This window comes from Fulvimarina fulva (assembly GCF_039652615.1).
In the GTDB taxonomy this organism is placed as follows: domain Bacteria; phylum Pseudomonadota; class Alphaproteobacteria; order Rhizobiales; family Rhizobiaceae; genus Fulvimarina.
In genome coordinates this window covers 108,412-126,603 of sequence record NZ_JBDJAC010000010.1, presented here as the reverse complement: position 1 = coordinate 126,603, position 18,192 = coordinate 108,412, and the positions used below count along the sequence as shown (strand labels likewise).

The window sequence follows — 18,192 nt, the reverse complement described above, 5'->3', positions numbered from 1 at the left end:
GGCAAACGCCATGCGCAGTCTTCCATTCGACCGCATCTTCGGGAGCAATCCCGGGATGCAGGGTGTCTTCTCGTGAATTATGTCTTCAATTTCGACTGGATCGCCCTTTACTGGCCGGTTCTGGTCGAGGGCGTGCTGATCACGCTGGAGCTGACCTTTATCGGCGGCATTCTTGGAATTTCGCTCGGCATTCTGTGTGCGTGGTTGCGGGCACTGGGACCCAAGCCGCTGCGGATCGTTGTCGGCATCTATGTCGAGCTGATCCGCAACACGCCCTTCCTCGTCCAGCTGTTCTTCATCTTCTTCGGCCTGCCGGCGCTCGGATTTCAACTGGGTGAGCTGCAGGCGGCCAATCTGGCGATGGTCATCAATCTCGGCGCCTATTCCTGCGAGATCGTGCGCGCCGGAATTCAGGCGACGTCGAAGGGGCAGTTCGAGGCGGGTGCGAGCCTTGCCATGAGCCCGATCGAAACCTTCCGGCATGTGGTGCTGGTGCCCGCGCTCCAGCGCATCTGGCCGGCGCTCTCCTCACAGCTCGTCATCGTCATGCTCGGTTCCGCGGTCGTTTCGCAGATCGCCGTCGAGGACCTCACATTCGCGGCGAACTTCATCCAGTCGCGCACCTTCCGGGCCTTCGAGGCCTATCTCGTTTCGACCGCCATCTATCTCCTGCTTGCCATCGCCATGCGCCAGCTGATGGCCTTGCTCGGCATTCTCATTTTTCCCCGTGGCAGGAGCGTTGCCTGATGGTCGAATTCACGCTCTGGGATATCGTTCGGAACCTCCTGCTCGCTGTGCGCTGGACGATCGTCCTGTCGCTTGTCTCGTTTATCGGCGGCGGGCTTGTGGGGCTTCTTATCCTCTTCGGCCGCATTGCCAAAAACAAGGCGATCCGGCTTCTCTCGAAAGGCTATATCGAACTCTTCCAGGGCACCCCGCTCCTGATGCAGCTGTTTCTTGCCTTTTTCGGCCTGGGCCTTTTCGGCATCAACGTTCCCGCCTGGCTCGCGGCCGGTGTCGCGTTGATCCTGTGGACGGCGGCTTTCCTCGGCGAGATCTGGCGCGGCTGCGTCCAGTCGGTCGCAAAGGGGCAATGGGAAGCTTCGGCCTCTCTCGGCATGAGTTATCTGGAACAGATGCGTCATGTCGTTCTGCCGCAGGCGCTCAGGGTCGCGGTCCCACCGACGGTCGGCTTTTCCGTGCAGGTGATCAAGGGCACCGCACTCACCTCGATCATCGGGTTCGTCGAACTGACCAAGGCCGGCACGATCGTCACCAATGCGACCTTCGAGCCCTTCACCGTCTACGGGCTCGTCGCCTTGTTCTACTTCGCACTCTGCTACCCACTCTCATATTCGAGCCAGATCCTCGAAAGGAAGCTCAATGTCGCTCATCGAAATCACTGATGTGAGGAAGAGCTTCGGCGACAACGAGGTCTTGAAGGGCATCGATCTCGACGTCGAGAAGGGCGAGGTCATCGCCATCATCGGCAAGAGCGGCTCCGGCAAGTCGACCCTGCTTCGCTGCATCAACGGGCTGGAGACGATCAATTCCGGATCGATCAGCGTGGGTGGTGCGCAATTAATGAGCGAGGAAAAGCAGCTTCGCAGACTTCGGCTGCGCGTCGGCATGATCTTCCAGCAGTTCAACCTGTTTCCCCATCTCACCGCCGGGCAAAACGTCATGCTCGCCCAGACCGTGGTGAAGAAAACGCCGAAGGAGGAGGCGCGGACAATCGCCTCCGAAATGCTGGAGCGTGTGGGTCTCGGCCATCGCTTCGACGCCTATCCGGAAGAGCTGTCAGGCGGCCAGCAGCAGCGCGTCGCCATCGCCCGCGCCCTTGCGATGAAGCCGGATGCGCTTCTTTGCGACGAGATCACCTCCGCGCTCGATCCCGAACTTGTCGCGGAAGTTCTTGCTGTCGTTCGCCAGCTCGCCTCGGAGGGCATGACGCTTTTGATGGTGACCCACGAGATGAGCTTTGCCCGCGACGTCTGCTCGCGCGTCGTCTTCATGCATCAGGGCAAGGTGCACGAAGTCGGTCCGCCGGAGATTTTCTTCACGCAGCCGAAAACGCCGGAGCTGAAACAGTTCATCGGCTTGAATTGAATGCGGGAGATCCCTCGCGGAGCGATCAGTTAACTTTCGCGTGCGCTTCGAGACACGCACGCGCATCGACACGGGCCTTGAGGCGCAGGCACATCAGATAGATGCCGCCGAACTTGCGTTGAAGGAAGAGCGTGTCGACGGGCGGCACCAGATAGACCTGCCGATCCTCGGCAAGTTTCATGCCCTCTTCGCGCATCGTTTCGAAGATCTCTTCCTCTCCGAAATCGAACCGCGTACCCCGGTTAAGGAGACCTGCGGCGAGTTCGAAAAGATCGAGGATTTTTGCGCGTTTGGGAGCCGGCACGACGTCGCTGATAAGGCCAAGCTCCCTTAGGGCGTGGTTCGCGCCTTCCCGGTCGACGGCGAGGGCGGCGCGCATCAGGGCGCGGCAGTCTTCGACCAGCTTTTCGGGAAACGACCGTGTCGCACCGAAATCGAGAAGGACGATCCGCTCGTCCCCTGGCTCTGCACCCCGTTCGACGCGAAAGTTCGCCAGATTGGGGTCGGTCTGCATCGTCCTGAAGACGAAGAGCTCCTTGAGGGAGAGTTCGATGAGGCTGGCAGCGGTGCGATCCCGTGTGGCCTGATCGGCAGTGAAGAGCGTCTCGATCGGCGCGCTGTCGATATAACTCATCGCGAGAACTTCACTGGTGGAAAAATCCTCATGCACCTTTGGCAGGAGAAAGCGCGGATCGTCCTTCAGGAACTCGCGAAAGCGGGTGAGGCATTGCGCCTCATGTTCGTAATCGGCCTCTTCATGAAGCTGGCGCTTGGCTTCGCTCAGCAACGTCGAGACATCCAGCTGGCGCGGGATGAGACCGGTCATCCTCAGAAGCGTCGCCACGTTGTCGACGTCGCTGTCGATGGAGCGGACGATACCGGGATACTGGACCTTGATCGCAAGGTCCCGGCCGTCATGGGTCAGGGCGCGGTGGACCTGCCCGATGGAGGCGGCGGCGATGGGACGATCCTGAAAATATTCGAACCGCTTGCGCCAGTCCCGGCCCCAGTTGCGCGAGAGGACGGCTTCGAGCTGATGCCCTGGCATCGGATCGGCATCGGACCGCAGCTGACCCAGGATTTCGGCGAGCTCAGGCGGAAGGAAGTCGCCGGCATCCATGGAAACCAGCTGGCCGAGCTTCATTGCGGCGCCGCGCAGTTCGGAAAGCTGGTTCGTCACCCTGCGGACATTGCCGGGGGTCAGCAGAAGATCGGAAAGGCGCGGCCGCTGTCCGCTGGCAAGCCGCCCGGCCCCTTCAAGCAGAACGTTTCCGGCGAGGCCCCCCGCCATGCCGCCGAACCGCGTCAGCCTGGAAAGCCGGCTGCTCGGCACGGGCCGCTCTCTCGAAGATCGATCTCTTGGCGCCATCAACATCGTTCCGTCGTGTAATGCCTCGCTTAGATGGCGCGTCAGCCTGCCTCTGCCATCGATCGGGTCCCACCTGCGACCCTTTGCCGGAGGCTCGGCTTCTTGGAATTCTGGCGCTGCGGGGCAGGGGGCACCTTTCGTCCTCGATGAAATTGCGCGAAGGCAGGCCGCATGACGAGACAAGACGCGATCCGGCGGCCATGAATTACGATGTCATCATTCTGGGTGCCGGGGGCGCGGGCCTCATGGCGGCCGCGACGGCGGGCCAGGCAGGGGCGCGTGTTCTCGTCCTCGACCATGCCAGAGAGGCCGGCAAGAAGATCCTCATCTCCGGCGGCGGGCGCTGCAATTTCACGAACATGAATGTCGAGCCCGGCTGTTTTCTTTCGGAAAACCGGCATTTCATGAAGTCGGCGCTGAAGCGCTACACCCAGTGGGATTTTCTGGCGCTGGTCGAAAAGCACAAGATCGCTTGGCACGAAAAGACGCTGGGCCAGCTTTTCTGCGATGGGTCGGCCCGGCAGATCGTCGACATGCTTCTTGCCGAATGCGCACGCGGCGGCGTCGAAATCAGGCTCGGCACGAAGATTGGTGAGATCGGACATGTCGACGGGCGTTTCACGCTCGGCCGCGACAATGCACCGAACCTCGTGATCGCGACGGGCGGACCGTCGATCCCGAAGATGGGCGCATCGGCGATCGCCTACGAGATCGCCGAGCGCTTTGGGCTCGATCTCGTCGCGCCGCGTCCCGCGCTCGTGCCGCTGACGCTCGGCAAGGACGAGCAGCTCTTCCGGGAGATTTCCGGCATCGCCTGTCCGGCGGTTGCGAGCGTTCGCGATGTCAGCTTCGAAGAGGCCGTGCTCTTTACCCACAAGGGCCTTTCGGGACCGGCGATCCTGCAGATTTCATCCTATTGGAAACCGGGCGAGAGGATTTCGCTCTGTCTCGACCCGGCGGCGCTCGAACGGCTGAAAGCGGCAAGACGGGCGATGCCCAAGGCCGGCCTCAAGGCAGCGCTTTCGGAATTCCTGCCGAACCGTCTCGCCGATGCCCTGGCGGTCCGGATCGATCTCGACAAGCGCCTTGGCGATTGCGCCGATACGGATCTCGAACGCGCCGCGGAGAGCCTGAGTGCGCTGACCTTCCGGCCGTCGGGCACGGAGGGGTATGCGAAAGCCGAGGTAACGGCCGGCGGGATCGACACGAACGGCCTTTCGTCGAAGACGATGGAAGCGCAATCGGTGCCCGGCCTTTATGCGGTCGGTGAAGCGGTGGACGTCACCGGCTGGCTTGGCGGCTATAATTTCCAGTGGGCCTGGGCTTCGGGCGTTGCCGCCGGAAAGGCGCTCGCGGAAAAGGCGAGGGCGGCCGCCGGATAGCGACCGCCAGATTGTCAGAACGAACAGGCGCTTTCCGGCCGGTCGAGGCCAAGCGTATCGAGGTTCGAGACCTGATGCAGGAAGCCTTCCTGCGGCGAGGCCGAGACGACGGAATCTTCGGTGGCGAGAATCACCGGCTGGCGCAGCTGCCAGTTCCAGTCGCGGAATGTCAGTCGCTGGCCCTTGAACGCGGCAACCGTGAAGTCATCGGACTTGATGAACGCGTCGAGCACGGCCGGGTCCGTGGACTGGGTGCGCGAGGCCGCTTCGCCGACGACACGGACCGCCGTCCAGGCCTGCATGTCCTTTGCTTCCATCCGCCGGCCGGACGCATCCTCGAACCGGTTCTGGATCTGCGCGCCGCCCCATTGCTCGCTGGCCGGATGCCATGATCCTGCCGTCAGGCCCGCTGTGCCGGCTACCGGACGCGGTATCCAGGTGCGCCACGGCACATAGGACCCGAAGACCTCGGATTCGTCTGCGACGAGCAGCACGTCGTGGTCCGGCAGGTCCTGCAGGAAGACCGGAAGCTGACGCTGGACAAGCGCCTGTCCGGAATCGGTGGCTCGCGCGCCGCCCGCATCTTCGAAGGTCTTCTCGCCGACGATATTGCCGCCGAACTTCGTCGCCGAACGCTTCATGGCTTCGGCGAACTGCTTGTCCTCGTCGTGTTCGCCTGCGACGAGCGCCCAGTTCCGCCACTGCTTCCACATGAGATATTGCGCGAGCCCGTCCGTCAGCATGGCGTAGGAGGGTGCGGTGTGAAGCATGTTGGCGCGGCAATCCTCGTCGCGAAGCCGCGTGTCAAGGGCGCCCGCATTGAAGACGAGGGCATTCTTCTCAGTCGCGAGATCTGCGACCTTGAGCGTATCCTCGGCGTTGAGATCGGTGACGATGTAGTGGATGCCCGCGTCCAGCATCTCCTTGGCCGCAGGCAGAACATCCTCGCCGGGCTTCAGCGTCGCGAATTCGAGCGTGAATTTCTGGCCCATGAACGAGCCGGTCGTATCGTTGTCGTCGATGCCGACCCGTGCCCCGGCAATGCCGATATCCTCGGGCGGGATATCTAGAACCGAGAGAGCCAGCGTCGGCTCGTAGGTTCTGAGATAGCCTATCTTGACCTTGGCAAGCCGCTGTTGATTGTTTGTCGCAGCCGGCTCGCTGGCCGCTGCGGGCTCGCTGCTCTCCTGCGCCGCCGCAGCTCCCGCGCCGAACGCCAGCGACAGGGCGAGGGAGGTCGAAATCAACGCGGTTCGCGTGATCTCGGTCATCGATCGTATGGCCATGGCTTTACGCGTCTTTCCACATTCTCTGATCGTCTCCGCCCGTCGCCGTTCCGGTTTGATCACCGCGCTCTGCGCGTTAAACTTATGGCACGAGGCGGTGGGCACCGCTCCGGGAGAGTTTTTCATGGTTTTCAGTCATGTTCTTGAAGCCTTGGCGCCAAGGCAAGCTGGATTTTTTCCCGTTGTCGTCGCGGCGGCGCTTCTCTCTGCCGCGCCTGCGATGGCCAATAGCGATGGTGCGAGCGAAACCAAGGCGGGTGTGGGAGCGACAGCCACAGCTACAGCGGGCGAAGCTCCCGACGCCGATGCCGAAGCGGCGTCCGCCAGCGAGACGCAGACGGTCGCGGTCTTTCCCTTCGAACTGATCGATTCCAGCCTCGAAGGCGACATGATGGGTGAAAATCCCGACGAGACCGCGCGTCTTGCCAAAATGGCGCCGATGCTGCGGGAAGACATCGCGACATTGCAGGGATACAGAATTCTGGATACGTCCGCAGCCGACGAAAAGGTGGCGGGCGTCAATCTTCAATCCTGCGGCAATTGCGGCGTGACCTTCGCGAAGGATCTCGGGGCCGACATCGCGGTTCTGGGAACGGTTCAGAAAGTGTCCAACCTCATCCTCAACATCAACGCCTATGTCTACGATGTGGAGAACGGCCAACAGATCGCGCGCGGCAGCGCGGATATCCGCTCCAATACGGATCAAAGCTGGACGCGCGGCATCGACTACCTCTTCGACAATGTCCTCAAGGAACAGCTCGAGAACCGGCCTTGATCAGATTCCTCGCCAGCGTTTCCGGTCCCGATGAAGCGCTCGTCGCGCTTCGCGGCGGGGCCGACATCATAGACCTGAAGAACCCGGCCGACGGACCGCTTGGTGCCGTGTCGCCGGCGCTGATCGAGGCAACGATCGCCGCTGTCGGCGGCCGCCGTCCGGTTTCGGCCGTCGCGGGCAATTGCCCGATGGAACCGGAAGCAGTTCGTGCCGCGATAGAGCCTCGGCTGGAAGCCGATTTCGTGAAGATCGGCCTCTTTCCGGCCGGCATAGCGGCGAGCGAAGCGGTCGTCGAAGCGGCCGCGGACTTCAGCGAGCGCAGCCTCCTGATTGCCGTTCTCTTCGCCGATCAGGACCCCGATTTCGCCATTCTGGACAAGCTGGCGCAATGCGGCTTTTCTGGCGTGATGCTCGATACGATGGAGAAAGGCGCCGGTGGCCTGACCCGCCATCTGTCCTCCGCGCGGCTTCAGGATTTCGTCGCGCGAGGAAGAGAACGGAACCTGACGGTGGGGCTCGCCGGTTCTCTCGAGGTGCCGGATATTCCGCGCCTCGGTCCTCTCGCTCCCGATTTTCTCGGCTTCCGGGGCGCGTTGACATCGGGCGGGCGGGACGCAATGCTCGACGAGCGCCGCGTGGCCGAAATCGCAGCACTCATCGCCGGCGCTTTGCAATGGGATGCGGCTGAGCAGAGCGCCTCCGCGGCAACTGGTGCGAGTTCGAGCGTAAAAACGGTCATCGGCGACCGGGTCTTCGTGAAGGATCTCGTCGTTCCCTTGGAAATCGGCGCTTATGCCCACGAATACGGACGCCGCCAGGACATCCGTTTCTCTGTGGAAGCGATCGTCGAGCCGATTCCCGCCAGCGCCGAAACCATGGCGGATGTCTATTCCTACGACGTGGTAATCGATGCCATCAACGCTCTGGCCGAACGGGGCCATACGGTCCTCGTGGAAGAGCTCGCGACACGGCTTGCCGGAACGCTGCTGAAGGATCGCCGGGTTCGTCAGGTCACCGTTCGAGTCGAAAAGCTCGGGCTTGGTCCCGGTGCCGTGGGCGTGGAGATCGTCCGGCGCGCTGAGAGCGAAATGCAATAAGCCGGAAGCGCTATTTCGCCCTAAGTCTTTGTTTTTTTGTTGATACACTTCGAGAAGTCATGCAACGGTTCGAAATCATCTCCTGGGATCCGTTGCGAAGACCGTCAAAGAATGTTTCTCTTAGCCGACTACGGTGTTGTAACAATGCCGTCATTGCCGGACACACGCGAGGCTTGCGACGTTTGTAGATCAAGATGCGTAAGGGAGAAGTTGCAATGAAACATGTTTCTTTGGTCAAGCTGGGCGGCAGCTCCGTCCGCTCTCCCAATCTTCAGCGCTGGATCGCGGCGATCGAAAACGCGACGGAGCCGACCGTCCTCGTGCCCGGTGGCGGTCCTTTTGCCGACGCCATTCGCAAAATGCAGGCGCAGCTTGGATATGACGACGCGACGGCCCATGAGATGTCGGTTCTTGCGATGGAGCAGTTTGGTTGCGTTCTCCTGAACCTTTCCAAGCGCTTCGAGGCGGCAGGAAGTATCGACGAGATTCAGGCCGCGCTCGCAAAGGGCGCGATTCCCGTCTGGCGTCCGCGTGAGATGGTGATGAATGCCAGCGAGATCCCTCAAGACTGGACGGTCACGTCCGATTCTCTTGCAGCTTGGTTGCAGCACCAGCTGGGTGCTGGGCAGCTCTGCCTCGTCAAACTCATCGACGTGCCTGAAAACGCGACGGTCGATGTCTTGTCTCGCGCGGCCATTGTCGATGACGCATTCCCGTCCATGGTGTCCTATGGCACCCGGCTCTTTGTGGCCGGTCCCGCAGATCTCCCAACGGCGGCTCGGCGCTTTGCGGTGGGTGAAGTCCCCGGTCAAGAAATTCAGTTTCCTCAAATCCCCGTCGGTCAGGTTCAGGCGGCCGAGTGAGTCGAGCCCGCAAGGCTTGGCAAACCGGTCCGTTTCGCCGACATAGCGGTTCATGGCGCGCGAACGCATTCTCTTTCTGACAGGGCATCTGGCCCGCCCCCGGCTCGAACGCCTGATCGAAGGTCTTGGTGAGACCGAATTCGACTGGGCAATCGCCGATATCGGGGTAAAGGTCGCAGCGCTCGCGACCGGCGACATCATCGAGCGCCGCCTGAAAACCCCTGTCGAAGCCGACCGCGTGATGTTGCCCGGTCGCTGCCGCGCCGATCTCGATCGGCTGTCGGACCATTTCGGAGTTCCTTTCGAGCGCGGGCCGGACGAACTCGCCGACCTGCCGGCCCATCTCGGCCGCAAGGGACCGCCGCCAGACCTCACTCAAAATGCCATGCGGATCTTCTCCGAAATCGTCGATGCCTCGGCGCTTTCGGTGGACGAGATCGTCGCCCGCGCCCGCCCGATGCGGGCGGACGGCGCCGACGTCATCGATCTCGGTTGTCTGCCGGATACACCCTTTCCCCACATGGAAGACGCGATCGTCGCGCTGAAGGCCGAAGGCTTTGCCGTCAGCGTCGATTCGGCCGATCGGGACGAATTACGCCGCGCCATCATTGCTGGCGCCGACCACGTTCTCTCTCTGACGGAAGAGACGCTCGATCTGGCGGACGGTTACGACGTGATGCCGGTGCTCGTGCCGGCGGCGCCCCATGACATGGACTCCCTTGGCCGCGCCATCGAGAAGGCGCGGGCCATGGGCATCCGTTTCATGGCGGACCCGATCCTCGATCCCATCCATTTCGGCTTTTCCGCCTCGCTGGTTCGCTATCACCAGATCCGCGAGCGCTACCCCGACATCGAAATCCTGATGGGGACCGGCAATCTCACCGAGCTGACCGATGCCGATACGTCCGGCATCACGGCGATGCTGCTCGGCATCTGCTCGGAACTCGACATCGGCCATCTGCTGATCGTCCATGTGAGTCCGCACACGCGCAGGACGATTGCCGAGCATGATCTCGCGCGCCGCATGCTGTTCGCCGCGAAACGGGACAACGCCCTGCCGCGCGGCTATGCGCCGGGTCTTCTGCAGGCCCATGATGTCCGACCCTTCACCGCGACGCCGGAAGAGGTCGCCGAAATGGCGGCCGATGTGAAGGATCGAAACTACCGCATCCAGACGAGCGAGCGCGGCATTCACCTTTATAATCGCGACGTGCATGTCATCGAGCGCGATGCCTTCGACTTTTTCCCTCATATCGATGTGGGCGAGGATATCGGCCACGCCTTCTATCTCGGCGCGGAACTGCAGAAGGCGGAGATCGCCTGGAGCCTCGGCAAGCGCTATGCCCAGGACAATCCGGTCGATTTTGGGGTCGGTGCGGTTGTCCGCGAAGAAGACCGGACCCGCCTGGAAAAGGCCGGGCATACGTTGAAGGCGAAGACGAACGCCAAGCCAGAAACGGACGACGGCAGTTCGAAGTCGTAAGGTTCGAGTTGCCGGCAAGACGGGAGAGAAACCGGTATGCCCTATATCCGCGAAAGCGTGCTGACGACGAAATCGGCCGAAGGCGACGTGCATATTGCACCGCTCGGCATCATTCAGGAGGGTGAGCACTGGATCATCGCGCCGTTCCGTCCATCGACCACACTTCAAAATATCGAGGCCTCGCGCCGCGCTGTCGTGAACTACACCGACGATGCGCTGATCTTCGCCGGCTGCCTGACCGGCCGGAAGGACTGGCCGCTGACGGAAATTGCCGGTTGCGACATTCCTCGCCTCGAGGCGGCCCTGTCCCACGATGTTCTCGAAGTCGTCGACGTCCAAGAGGACGAACAGCGCCCGCGTTATCGCTGCAAGGTGATTTCCTCGCAAACCCACGCGCCCTTCACAGGCATGAACCGCGCCAAGGCCGCGGTTCTCGAAGCCGCTATCCTCGCCTCGCGCCTGCATATGCTGCCCGCGGAAAAGATCGAGGATGAGATCGCCTATCTGAAGATTGCCGTCGACAAGACCGCCGGCCCGGCCGAGCATCAGGCATTCGGATGGCTTCTCGAAAAGATCATCGAGCATCTGGCGCGCGTGGAGATGGAAGCGGGCGGATAATTCGAGACCAGGAAAAGGTTGGCGAAGAGTTCTTTTCCGGGCCGATCGACCTGCGTTTTCAGCCCTGGAACCAAGCGTTTCGCCAGTTCCAACATCGCATTCGTGCGCCCCGGCGGCGTTTCGCCGCTCAACGAAAACTGTGTTCACCCTCGAACCTTTTCGCGTCCCCCTTAGTTTCCCTGCAACTTCGAACGATTCCAGTTTGCCGCTTCCACTGAAGCGAGCCGGGTGGAGCGTCACGAAAAGCGAAGGGAATTCTCCGTGAACGTCACACTTTCAATCAACGGCAAGGACCACACGCTCGATATCGATCCGCGTACGTCCCTGCTCGATGCCTGCCGCGACCATCTTGCACTCACCGGCTCCAAGAAGGGCTGTGACCACGGCCAGTGCGGTGCCTGCACGATGCTCGTCAACGGCCGGCGCATCAACTCCTGCCTCACCCTCGCGGTGATGCACGAGAACGACACGATCACCACCGTCGAAGGTCTCGGCACTGCCGAGAACCTGCATCCGATGCAGGCCGCCTTCGTCGAGCACGACGGATATCAGTGCGGCTACTGCACGCCGGGCCAGGTCGTCTCGGCCGTCGGCATGCTCGGCGAGCTTGGCGATGGTTGGCCGAGCCACGTCACCAAAGACATCAAGTCCGGCACCGAACTCTCCGGCGATGAAATCCGCGAGCGTATGAGCGGCAATATCTGCCGTTGCTCGGCCTATCCCAATATCGTCGACGCGATCGAGACCGCAGCCGGCAAGACGAAGGAAACCGCATGAGACCGTTTGAATATTCCCGCGCAACCAGCGTCGGCGAAGCCCGGACGCTCGGCGGACGCTACATCGCTGGCGGCACCAATCTTCTGGACCTGATGAAGCTCGAGGTGGAGACGCCGGAGAAACTCGTCGACATCACCCGGCTTCCGCTCAATGAGATCAAGGAAACCGAAGACGGTGGCCTGAAGATCGGTGCGCTGGTTACGAACTCGGTCCTCGCGGCCGACGAGCGCATCCGAAAGAACTACGAGGTTCTTTCCCGCGCGCTTCTCGCCGGTGCGTCCGGCCAGTTGCGCAACAAGGCCTCCACCGGCGGCAACCTGCTTCAGCGCACGCGCTGCGGCTATTTCTACGAGACCTCGCGCCGCTGCAACAAGCGCGAGCCGGGCTCGGGCTGCGATGCCATCGGCGGCTTCAACCGCATCCATGCGATTCTCGGCCAGTCGAGCAACTGTATCGCGACGCACCCATCCGACATGGCTGTCGCGATGATGGCGCTCGACGCCGTGGTCGAGACTCAGCAGGCGGATGGCCATGAGCGCGAAATCCCGCTCCAGGACTTCTATCGCCTGCCCGGCGATACGCCGCATATCGAGAACGAGCTGAAAGAGGGCGAGCTGATCGTCAATATTCGGCTGCCCAATCCGAAGGCCGGCTATCACGTCTATCGCAAGGTCCGCGATCGGGCATCCTATGCCTTCGCGCTGGTTTCGGTGGCGGCGATCATCAAGACGGACGGCAACGCCATTTCCGAGGCCAGCATCGCCTTTGGCGGGCTTGCCCACAAGCCGTGGCGGGATCCGAAGGTCGAGAAAATGCTGATCGGCGAAACGCCGAGGCGCAAACTCTTCGAAGACGCAGCGGATGCGCTTTTGGCGGATGCTCAGGGCCAGGGCGAAAACGACTTCAAGATCCCGCTCGCGCGGCGCACCCTCATTTCTGTGCTCGCCGAAGCAACGCAAGGAGCGTGAACGATATGAACAAGCACGTCATGGACGAAGCGATCGGCGAGACGCGCCTCGATCGCAACACGCAAGGGGTGATCGGCAAGGGTACGCCCCGCTACGAAGGCCGATTGAAGGTCTCGGGCACCGCGCCCTACGCCTATGAGCATCTCGGCGGCGAGGATGTCGCCTATGGCTTCATCGTGCCGGCGACGATCGCCAAGGGCAAGATCAACTCGGTCGATACCAGCGCGGCCGAGGCGGTCCCCGGTGTCCTGACCGTCATTTCGGGTGACAAGATCGTGCGATCGGCCTCGCAGCCGATGGCTCCGGCTGCTCAGACCATCGACGGCGAAGTGTTTCACTACAACCAGCCGCTTGCGGTCGTCATCGCCGACACCTTCGAGACAGCGCGCCACGCGTCGAAGCTGGTCAAGGTGGACTATTCCGAAACCGAGGGTCGTTTCGACATCAGGGACCGCCACACGGTTCGTGAGCCGAGTTCTATGCCGATGAAGCCGCTTCAAGAGCGCGGCGATTTCGAACACGCCTTTGCAGAAGCGGAGGTCAAGTTTGACCAGACCTATACGACGCCGTCCTATCAGGCAGCGGCGATGGAGCCCCACGCAACCACCGCGACGTGGGATGGCACCCATCTGACCGTCTGGACCTCCCATCAGCTTCTCGAGACCGCGCCGGGCCAGCTGGCCAAGCACACGGGTATCGATGAAGACAAGATCACGGTCCACAGCCCCTATATCGGTGGCGGTTTCGGTTCCAAGCTGGGTATCGGTCCCGAGGCAATTCTAGCCGCCCATGCGACCATTGCCATTGGCAAGCCGGTCAAGATCGCCCTGACCCGCCAGAACGTCTTCCAGACGACCTCGCGGCGCGGCGAAACCGTGCAGCGGGTTCGCATTGGCGCGACGAAAGCCGGCAAGATCACCTGTTTTGCCCACGAGACGGATACGACGAATTCCCCGGGCAACGGCTTCTTCGAGCCATCCGGTATCTCGTCTGTCTTCCTCTATCCGGGTAAGGACAGGCTCGTTTCTCACAACATCGTCGAAACCGATGTCCTGATGGCTTCGGCCTGCCGCGCGCCCGGCGAGGCGACCGGCATGCTCGCGACCGAGAGCGCGCTCGACGAGCTCGCGGAAAGCCTCGGCATCGATCCGGTGGAGTTTCGTCGGATGAACGAGCCGGAGGTCAATCCGCAGACCGACACGCCGTTCTCGTCGCGTCGTCTGATGGATTGCATCGACGAGGGTGCGAGACGCTTCGGGTGGTCGGATCGTCCGCAAAAGCCGGCATCGCGCCGGGAGGGCGAGTGGTTGATCGGTTACGGGATGGCGTCTGCCAGCCGCAAGAACGACCTGATGGAGTCGTCCGCGGAGATCGAGATGGCAGCCGACGGTCGTGCGACGGTTCGCACGGGTATGACGGATATCGGCACCGGCACCTATACAATCCTGCAGCAGATCGCGGCGGAAATGCTCGGCCTGCCGCTCGATATGGTGGATGTGGAACTGGGTGATTCCCGATACGCGCCGTCTTCGGGCTCGGGTGGGTCCTGGGGTGCGAACTCGGCCGGCTCCTCCGTCTATGTCGCTTCGCTCGCCCTTATCCGTGAGCTTGCAAGCCGCATCGACGCCGATGCGGAGACGCTGACGCTCAAGGATGGCCATGCCATTTCGGGCAACAAGCAGATCCCGTTCTCGGATATCCTGAAGGGCGAGTCGATCTCCGTGACCGGCAAGATCGAGCCGGGCAAGCAGGCCAAGGAGACTCACCAGGCGAGCTACGGCGCGCATTTCTGCGAGGTCGGCGTCAATGTCGTGACGGGCGAAACCCGTATTCGCCGTCTTTTGACTGTCGGCGCAGCGGGCCGCATTCTCAACGAGAAGACGGCGACGTCACAGTGCTATGGTGGCCAGATCTGGGGCATCGGTTACGCGCTCGAGGAAGATCTCGTCATCGACAAGCGCAACGGCCTGATCGTCAATCACGATCTTGCCGAGTACCACGTGCCGGTTCACGCGGACGTGCCGAAGCTCGATGTCGTGCTGCTTGAGGACCGTGATCCCCATGCGAGCCCGCTCGCTGGCAAGGGCATCGGTGAGCTGGCGATTGCCGGCGTCGGTGCCGCGATCACGAATGCGATCTACAACGCTTGCGGTGTGCGCATCCGCGACTACCCGGCGACGCTGGACAAGGTGCTCGCCGGCCTGCCGGACGACTATCTGACGGCTGCGTGAGTAAAAACATCGAAACTTGAAAAAGGGTCGGGAAACCGGCCCTTTTTTTGCGTAAATGCCGTCTCCTATCGAATCCTCGACAAGACGACGGTGCCTATGACGCTTCGAACCTTCTATCCGCCGATCCAGCCCTATGAAACCGGCATGCTTGATGTCGGCGATGGCCATCAGGTCTATTGGGAGCGCTGCGGCACGAAGGGCGGCAAGCCGGTCGTGTTCCTGCATGGCGGACCCGGCGGCGGATGCAATGCCGATCAGCGCCGCGTGTTCGATCCCGGCCGCTACGATATTCTGCTGTTCGATCAGCGCGGCTGCGGGCGCTCGACGCCGCACGCATCGCTCGACGCCAACACGACATGGCATCTGGTCGCCGATATCGAGCAGCTTCGTGCCGAGGTGATGGGGTGCGAAAAGTGGCAGGTCTTCGGAGGCTCCTGGGGCTCGACCCTGGCGCTCGCCTATTCCGAAGCCCATCCCGAGCGCGTCAGCGAACTCGTGCTTCGTGGCGTTTATCTCGTCACCAGCGCGGAACTCGACTGGTACTACAAGTTCGGTGTCTCGGAGATGTATCCGGATGAGTTCGAGCGCTTTCAGGACCCGATCCCGGAAGCCGAACGCGGTGACATGATCGCGGCCTATCGAAAGCGACTGACGGGCGAGGACGAGGCCGAAAAGCTGGCCGCGGCGAAGGCCTGGAGCACCTGGGAGGCGCGCACGATCAAGCTTCACCCGAGCGACGAACTGGCCGCGCACTTTTCCGACGGTCATTTCGCGCTCGCTTTCGCGCGCATCGAAAACCACTATTTCACCCATCGCTGCTGGCTGGAGGAAGGGCAGCTCCTGCGCGATGCGCACAGGCTTTCGGGAATTCCCGGCGCGATCATCCACGGACGCTACGACATGCCATGTCCCGCGCGCTCGGCCTGGTCCCTCTCCAAAGCCTGGCCCGATGCCGCGTTTCATCTGGTCGAGGGGGCCGGCCACGCCTTCGACGAACCGGGTATCCTCGACAAGCTGATCGAGACGACGGACCGGTTCGCCGAGTAAAATCGTCCGACTTCAAACGAGAAGAGCCATAGGAAGCGGCCCCGGCTAAGTGTTTGACGTTGTGTCGCGGGAACCGGCAGCCGCGCTGTCCGTATCGATAAAGACACCTCAATTTAAACCGAACGGACATATTGATGGACTATCCCCATCCCAGACCGGTCGCATCGATCGGCGGACAGCCGATCCATGCGATGTTTTCGCAATTTCCGACCGTCTGCTTCACGCTCGTCTTGTTGACGGACATCTTCTACGTCCTCACCACCAATCTGATGTGGCAGGACTTTTCCGCCTGGCTTCTTCTGGCAGGGCTCGTTTTCGGCGGCGTCGCTCTCATTGCCGGTGTCGTCGACCTCATCGGCAGCCGAGGTATCCGCGAACAATCCTCGACCTGGCCCTATGCGGCCGGCTTTCTCGCGGCGATGATCCTCGCCTTCTTCAATAGCCTCGTTCACGCCGGTGATGGCTGGACGGCAGTCATGCCCTGGGGGCTCGTGCTGTCGGCCATAACGGTCATCGTCGTCTTCATGACCTCCTGGCTCGGTCGGTCCCTGGTTTTCAACGATGGCGTGGGAGTTTCGAACTATGAGTAAGTCTATCCGTATCACACGCGCGCTCGCTCTTTCCGCGAGTGCGGGCGCCATGCTCGCGCTCGGCGCATGCAGCGACAACGATTTCGATCTTTCCCGCCAGTTCGGTGCCGATCCGGCACTGCCTGAGCCGACAAGTTCGATCCTGCCGGCCATGAAGGTCGCAACGGTTGTCGGTTGGGCCGAAGAAGAGACGCCGACCGTTCCCGAAGGCCTGACGGTCACGCCTTACGCGCAGGATCTCGGCAATCCGCGCACGGTCCATACACTGCCGAACGGCGACGTGCTGGTCGTCCAGTCGAAGGGGCCGAGCGGCAAGCCGCTCAATCGGCCGAAGGACTATATTCGTGGCTGGATCATGTCGATCGCCCATGGTGGCGGTGGTGGCGACGCGCCGGAAACCAACAAGATCACGCTTCTGCGCGACACGAACCGCGATGGTGAGGTCGACGAGCGCTCTGATCTCCTGACCGATCTCGCTTCGCCCTTCGGCGTTGCATGGGTAGATAACACTCTCTACGTCGCGACGACCGAGGCCGTTGTCTCCTACCCCTACGAACTTGGACAGGCGCAGATCTCGGAGCAGCCGACGCTTCTGACGCCCTTGCCGGGCGGGCCGATCAACCATCACTGGACGAAGGATCTCGCGCTCAGCCCCGATGGCGAAATGCTCTATGCCTCGGTCGGCTCGAATTCGAACATCGTCGAGCGGGGCCTGGAAGCAGAGAAGGGCCGGGCAGCGATCTGGGAGATCGACCGTGAAACGGGCGCTTCGCGGGTCTTCGCGTCGGGCCTGCGCAATCCAAACGGGCTCACATTCCATCCCGAGACGGGCGAACTCTGGACCGTCGTCAACGAGCGAGACGAGCTCGGACCGAACCTCGTGCCCGATTACATGACCTCGGTTAAGGAAGATGGCTTCTACGGCTGGCCGTGGAGCTATTACGGCGACCATGTCGACGAGCGTGTGATGCCCCGTCGTCCCGACATGGTCTCGCAGGCGATTTCGCCGGACTACGCCCTGTCGAGCCACGTCGCCGCGCTGGGCCTCACATTTTCCTATGGTTCGGCTTTGCCCGAGCAGTACGCCAATGGCGCCTTCATCGGCGAGCACGGATCGTGGAACCGCGACCAGTTCAACGGATATCATGTGGTCTATGTGCCGTTCGAGAACGGCAAGCCCTCCGGTGATCCGCAGGAGGTCGTGACCGGGTTTCTCGACGGCGACGATGCCCGCGGCCGTCCGGTCGGTGTCGGGATCGACGGAACCGGCGCTCTGCTCGTTGCCGACGATTCCGGCAATACGGTCTGGCGCGTTGCGGCGGCCGATGGTTCGACGACCGACGAGCCCATCGGCACGGACAGGGTGTCCATGGCCCAATCGGGAAATTCGAACCAGCAGCCGAGCGGAGACGGGCAGAACGCGCAGGACACGTCGGCAGGCGACCAGCCGGCTGATACCGCACCGCAAGCGTCCGGCGAGCAGTCGTCAAGCTCGACGACCGAGCCCTCCCAGACCGAAGTCGCGCCAGCCGTTCTGCCAGAGGGAACGGTCGATGAAGGCTCCAGTCAGGGCCAATAGAGAGCATTGATGAGCGCG

The 18,192-nt window shown here is 62.1% G+C and carries 17 protein-coding genes; 15 read left to right on the top strand and 2 right to left on the bottom strand.

The window, feature by feature from the left end:
- The first annotated feature begins 72 nt into the window (after positions 1-72).
- From ABDX79_RS14535 to ABDX79_RS14525, 3 genes are read left to right on the top strand one after another with little or no spacing between them, the layout of a single operon-like run.
- On the top strand, positions 73-747 hold the full coding sequence (locus ABDX79_RS14535; protein ID WP_346221022.1) for an amino acid ABC transporter permease: 675 nt from the start codon (positions 73-75) through the stop codon (positions 745-747).
- Complete coding sequence (locus tag ABDX79_RS14530; RefSeq protein ID WP_346221021.1) at positions 747-1,406, top strand: amino acid ABC transporter permease; 660 nt, start codon at positions 747-749, stop codon at positions 1,404-1,406. The genes ABDX79_RS14535 and ABDX79_RS14530 overlap by 1 nt, the downstream gene beginning before the upstream one ends.
- Positions 1,384-2,109 carry an amino acid ABC transporter ATP-binding protein gene (locus ABDX79_RS14525; RefSeq protein ID WP_346221020.1) on the top strand — a complete coding sequence of 242 codons (726 nt, stop codon included), beginning with the start codon at positions 1,384-1,386 and terminating at the stop codon, positions 2,107-2,109. The genes ABDX79_RS14530 and ABDX79_RS14525 overlap by 23 nt, the downstream gene beginning before the upstream one ends.
- Before the next feature lie 25 nt (positions 2,110-2,134).
- Here ABDX79_RS14525 and ABDX79_RS14520 read toward each other — a convergent pair whose 3' ends face one another.
- The gene (locus ABDX79_RS14520; RefSeq protein ID WP_346221019.1) at positions 2,135-3,442 is read right to left on the bottom strand and encodes an ABC1 kinase family protein; all 1,308 of its coding nucleotides are present in this window, start codon (positions 3,440-3,442) and stop codon (positions 2,135-2,137) included.
- A 236-nt stretch (positions 3,443-3,678) separates the two neighbouring features.
- Here ABDX79_RS14520 and ABDX79_RS14515 point away from each other — a divergent pair, with 236 nt between their 5' ends.
- Positions 3,679-4,860, top strand: a complete 1,182-nt coding sequence (locus ABDX79_RS14515) for a BaiN/RdsA family NAD(P)/FAD-dependent oxidoreductase (protein WP_346221049.1) — start codon at positions 3,679-3,681, stop codon at positions 4,858-4,860.
- Between the two features lie 14 nt (positions 4,861-4,874).
- Here ABDX79_RS14515 and ABDX79_RS14510 read toward each other — a convergent pair whose 3' ends face one another.
- Entirely contained in the window at positions 4,875-6,146 is a 1,272-nt protein-coding gene (locus ABDX79_RS14510) for an ABC transporter substrate-binding protein (protein ID WP_346221018.1), read from the bottom strand.
- A gap of 124 nt (positions 6,147-6,270) precedes the next feature.
- On the opposite strand from ABDX79_RS14510, the gene ABDX79_RS14505 reads away from it, so the two are divergent.
- The 11 genes from ABDX79_RS14505 to ABDX79_RS14455 all read left to right on the top strand — a co-directional run bounded on the left by ABDX79_RS14505 (position 6,271) and on the right by ABDX79_RS14455 (position 18,174).
- On the top strand, positions 6,271-6,921 hold the full coding sequence (locus ABDX79_RS14505) for a DUF3280 domain-containing protein (RefSeq protein WP_346221017.1): 651 nt from the start codon (positions 6,271-6,273) through the stop codon (positions 6,919-6,921).
- Positions 6,918-8,018: a (5-formylfuran-3-yl)methyl phosphate synthase gene (locus ABDX79_RS14500; RefSeq protein ID WP_346221016.1), complete on the top strand. Its 1,101-nt coding sequence runs from the start codon at positions 6,918-6,920 to the stop codon at positions 8,016-8,018. The genes ABDX79_RS14505 and ABDX79_RS14500 overlap by 4 nt, the downstream gene beginning before the upstream one ends.
- Positions 8,019-8,233: 215 nt before the next feature.
- On the top strand, positions 8,234-8,881 hold the full coding sequence (locus ABDX79_RS14495) for an amino acid kinase family protein (protein WP_346221015.1): 648 nt from the start codon (positions 8,234-8,236) through the stop codon (positions 8,879-8,881).
- A 52-nt stretch (positions 8,882-8,933) separates the two neighbouring features.
- A complete protein-coding gene (locus ABDX79_RS14490) occupies positions 8,934-10,364 on the top strand; it encodes a DUF6513 domain-containing protein (protein WP_346221014.1) in 1,431 nt (476 codons plus the stop codon).
- Between the two features lie 36 nt (positions 10,365-10,400).
- On the top strand, positions 10,401-10,982 hold the full coding sequence (locus ABDX79_RS14485) for a DUF447 domain-containing protein (RefSeq protein WP_346221013.1): 582 nt from the start codon (positions 10,401-10,403) through the stop codon (positions 10,980-10,982).
- A gap of 261 nt (positions 10,983-11,243) precedes the next feature.
- Positions 11,244-11,759 (top strand): 2Fe-2S iron-sulfur cluster-binding protein, encoded by a 516-nt coding sequence (locus ABDX79_RS14480; RefSeq protein ID WP_463671176.1) that lies wholly within the window; start codon positions 11,244-11,246, stop codon positions 11,757-11,759.
- The gene (locus ABDX79_RS14475; protein ID WP_346221011.1) at positions 11,756-12,727 is read left to right on the top strand and encodes an FAD binding domain-containing protein; all 972 of its coding nucleotides are present in this window, start codon (positions 11,756-11,758) and stop codon (positions 12,725-12,727) included. Before ABDX79_RS14480 ends, ABDX79_RS14475 begins: the two co-directional genes overlap by 4 nt.
- A 5-nt stretch (positions 12,728-12,732) precedes the next feature.
- Positions 12,733-14,958 carry a xanthine dehydrogenase family protein molybdopterin-binding subunit gene (locus ABDX79_RS14470; protein WP_346221010.1) on the top strand — a complete coding sequence of 742 codons (2,226 nt, stop codon included), beginning with the start codon at positions 12,733-12,735 and terminating at the stop codon, positions 14,956-14,958.
- 96 nt (positions 14,959-15,054) lie between these two features.
- Positions 15,055-16,005 (top strand): prolyl aminopeptidase, encoded by a 951-nt coding sequence (gene pip / locus ABDX79_RS14465; RefSeq protein WP_346221009.1) that lies wholly within the window; start codon positions 15,055-15,057, stop codon positions 16,003-16,005.
- A gap of 134 nt (positions 16,006-16,139) precedes the next feature.
- Positions 16,140-16,595 carry a DUF2231 domain-containing protein gene (locus ABDX79_RS14460; RefSeq protein WP_346221008.1) on the top strand — a complete coding sequence of 152 codons (456 nt, stop codon included), beginning with the start codon at positions 16,140-16,142 and terminating at the stop codon, positions 16,593-16,595.
- Positions 16,588-18,174, top strand: a complete 1,587-nt coding sequence (locus ABDX79_RS14455) for a PQQ-dependent sugar dehydrogenase (RefSeq protein ID WP_346221007.1) — start codon at positions 16,588-16,590, stop codon at positions 18,172-18,174. Before ABDX79_RS14460 ends, ABDX79_RS14455 begins: the two co-directional genes overlap by 8 nt.
- The last annotated feature ends 18 nt before the right edge of the window (positions 18,175-18,192 follow it).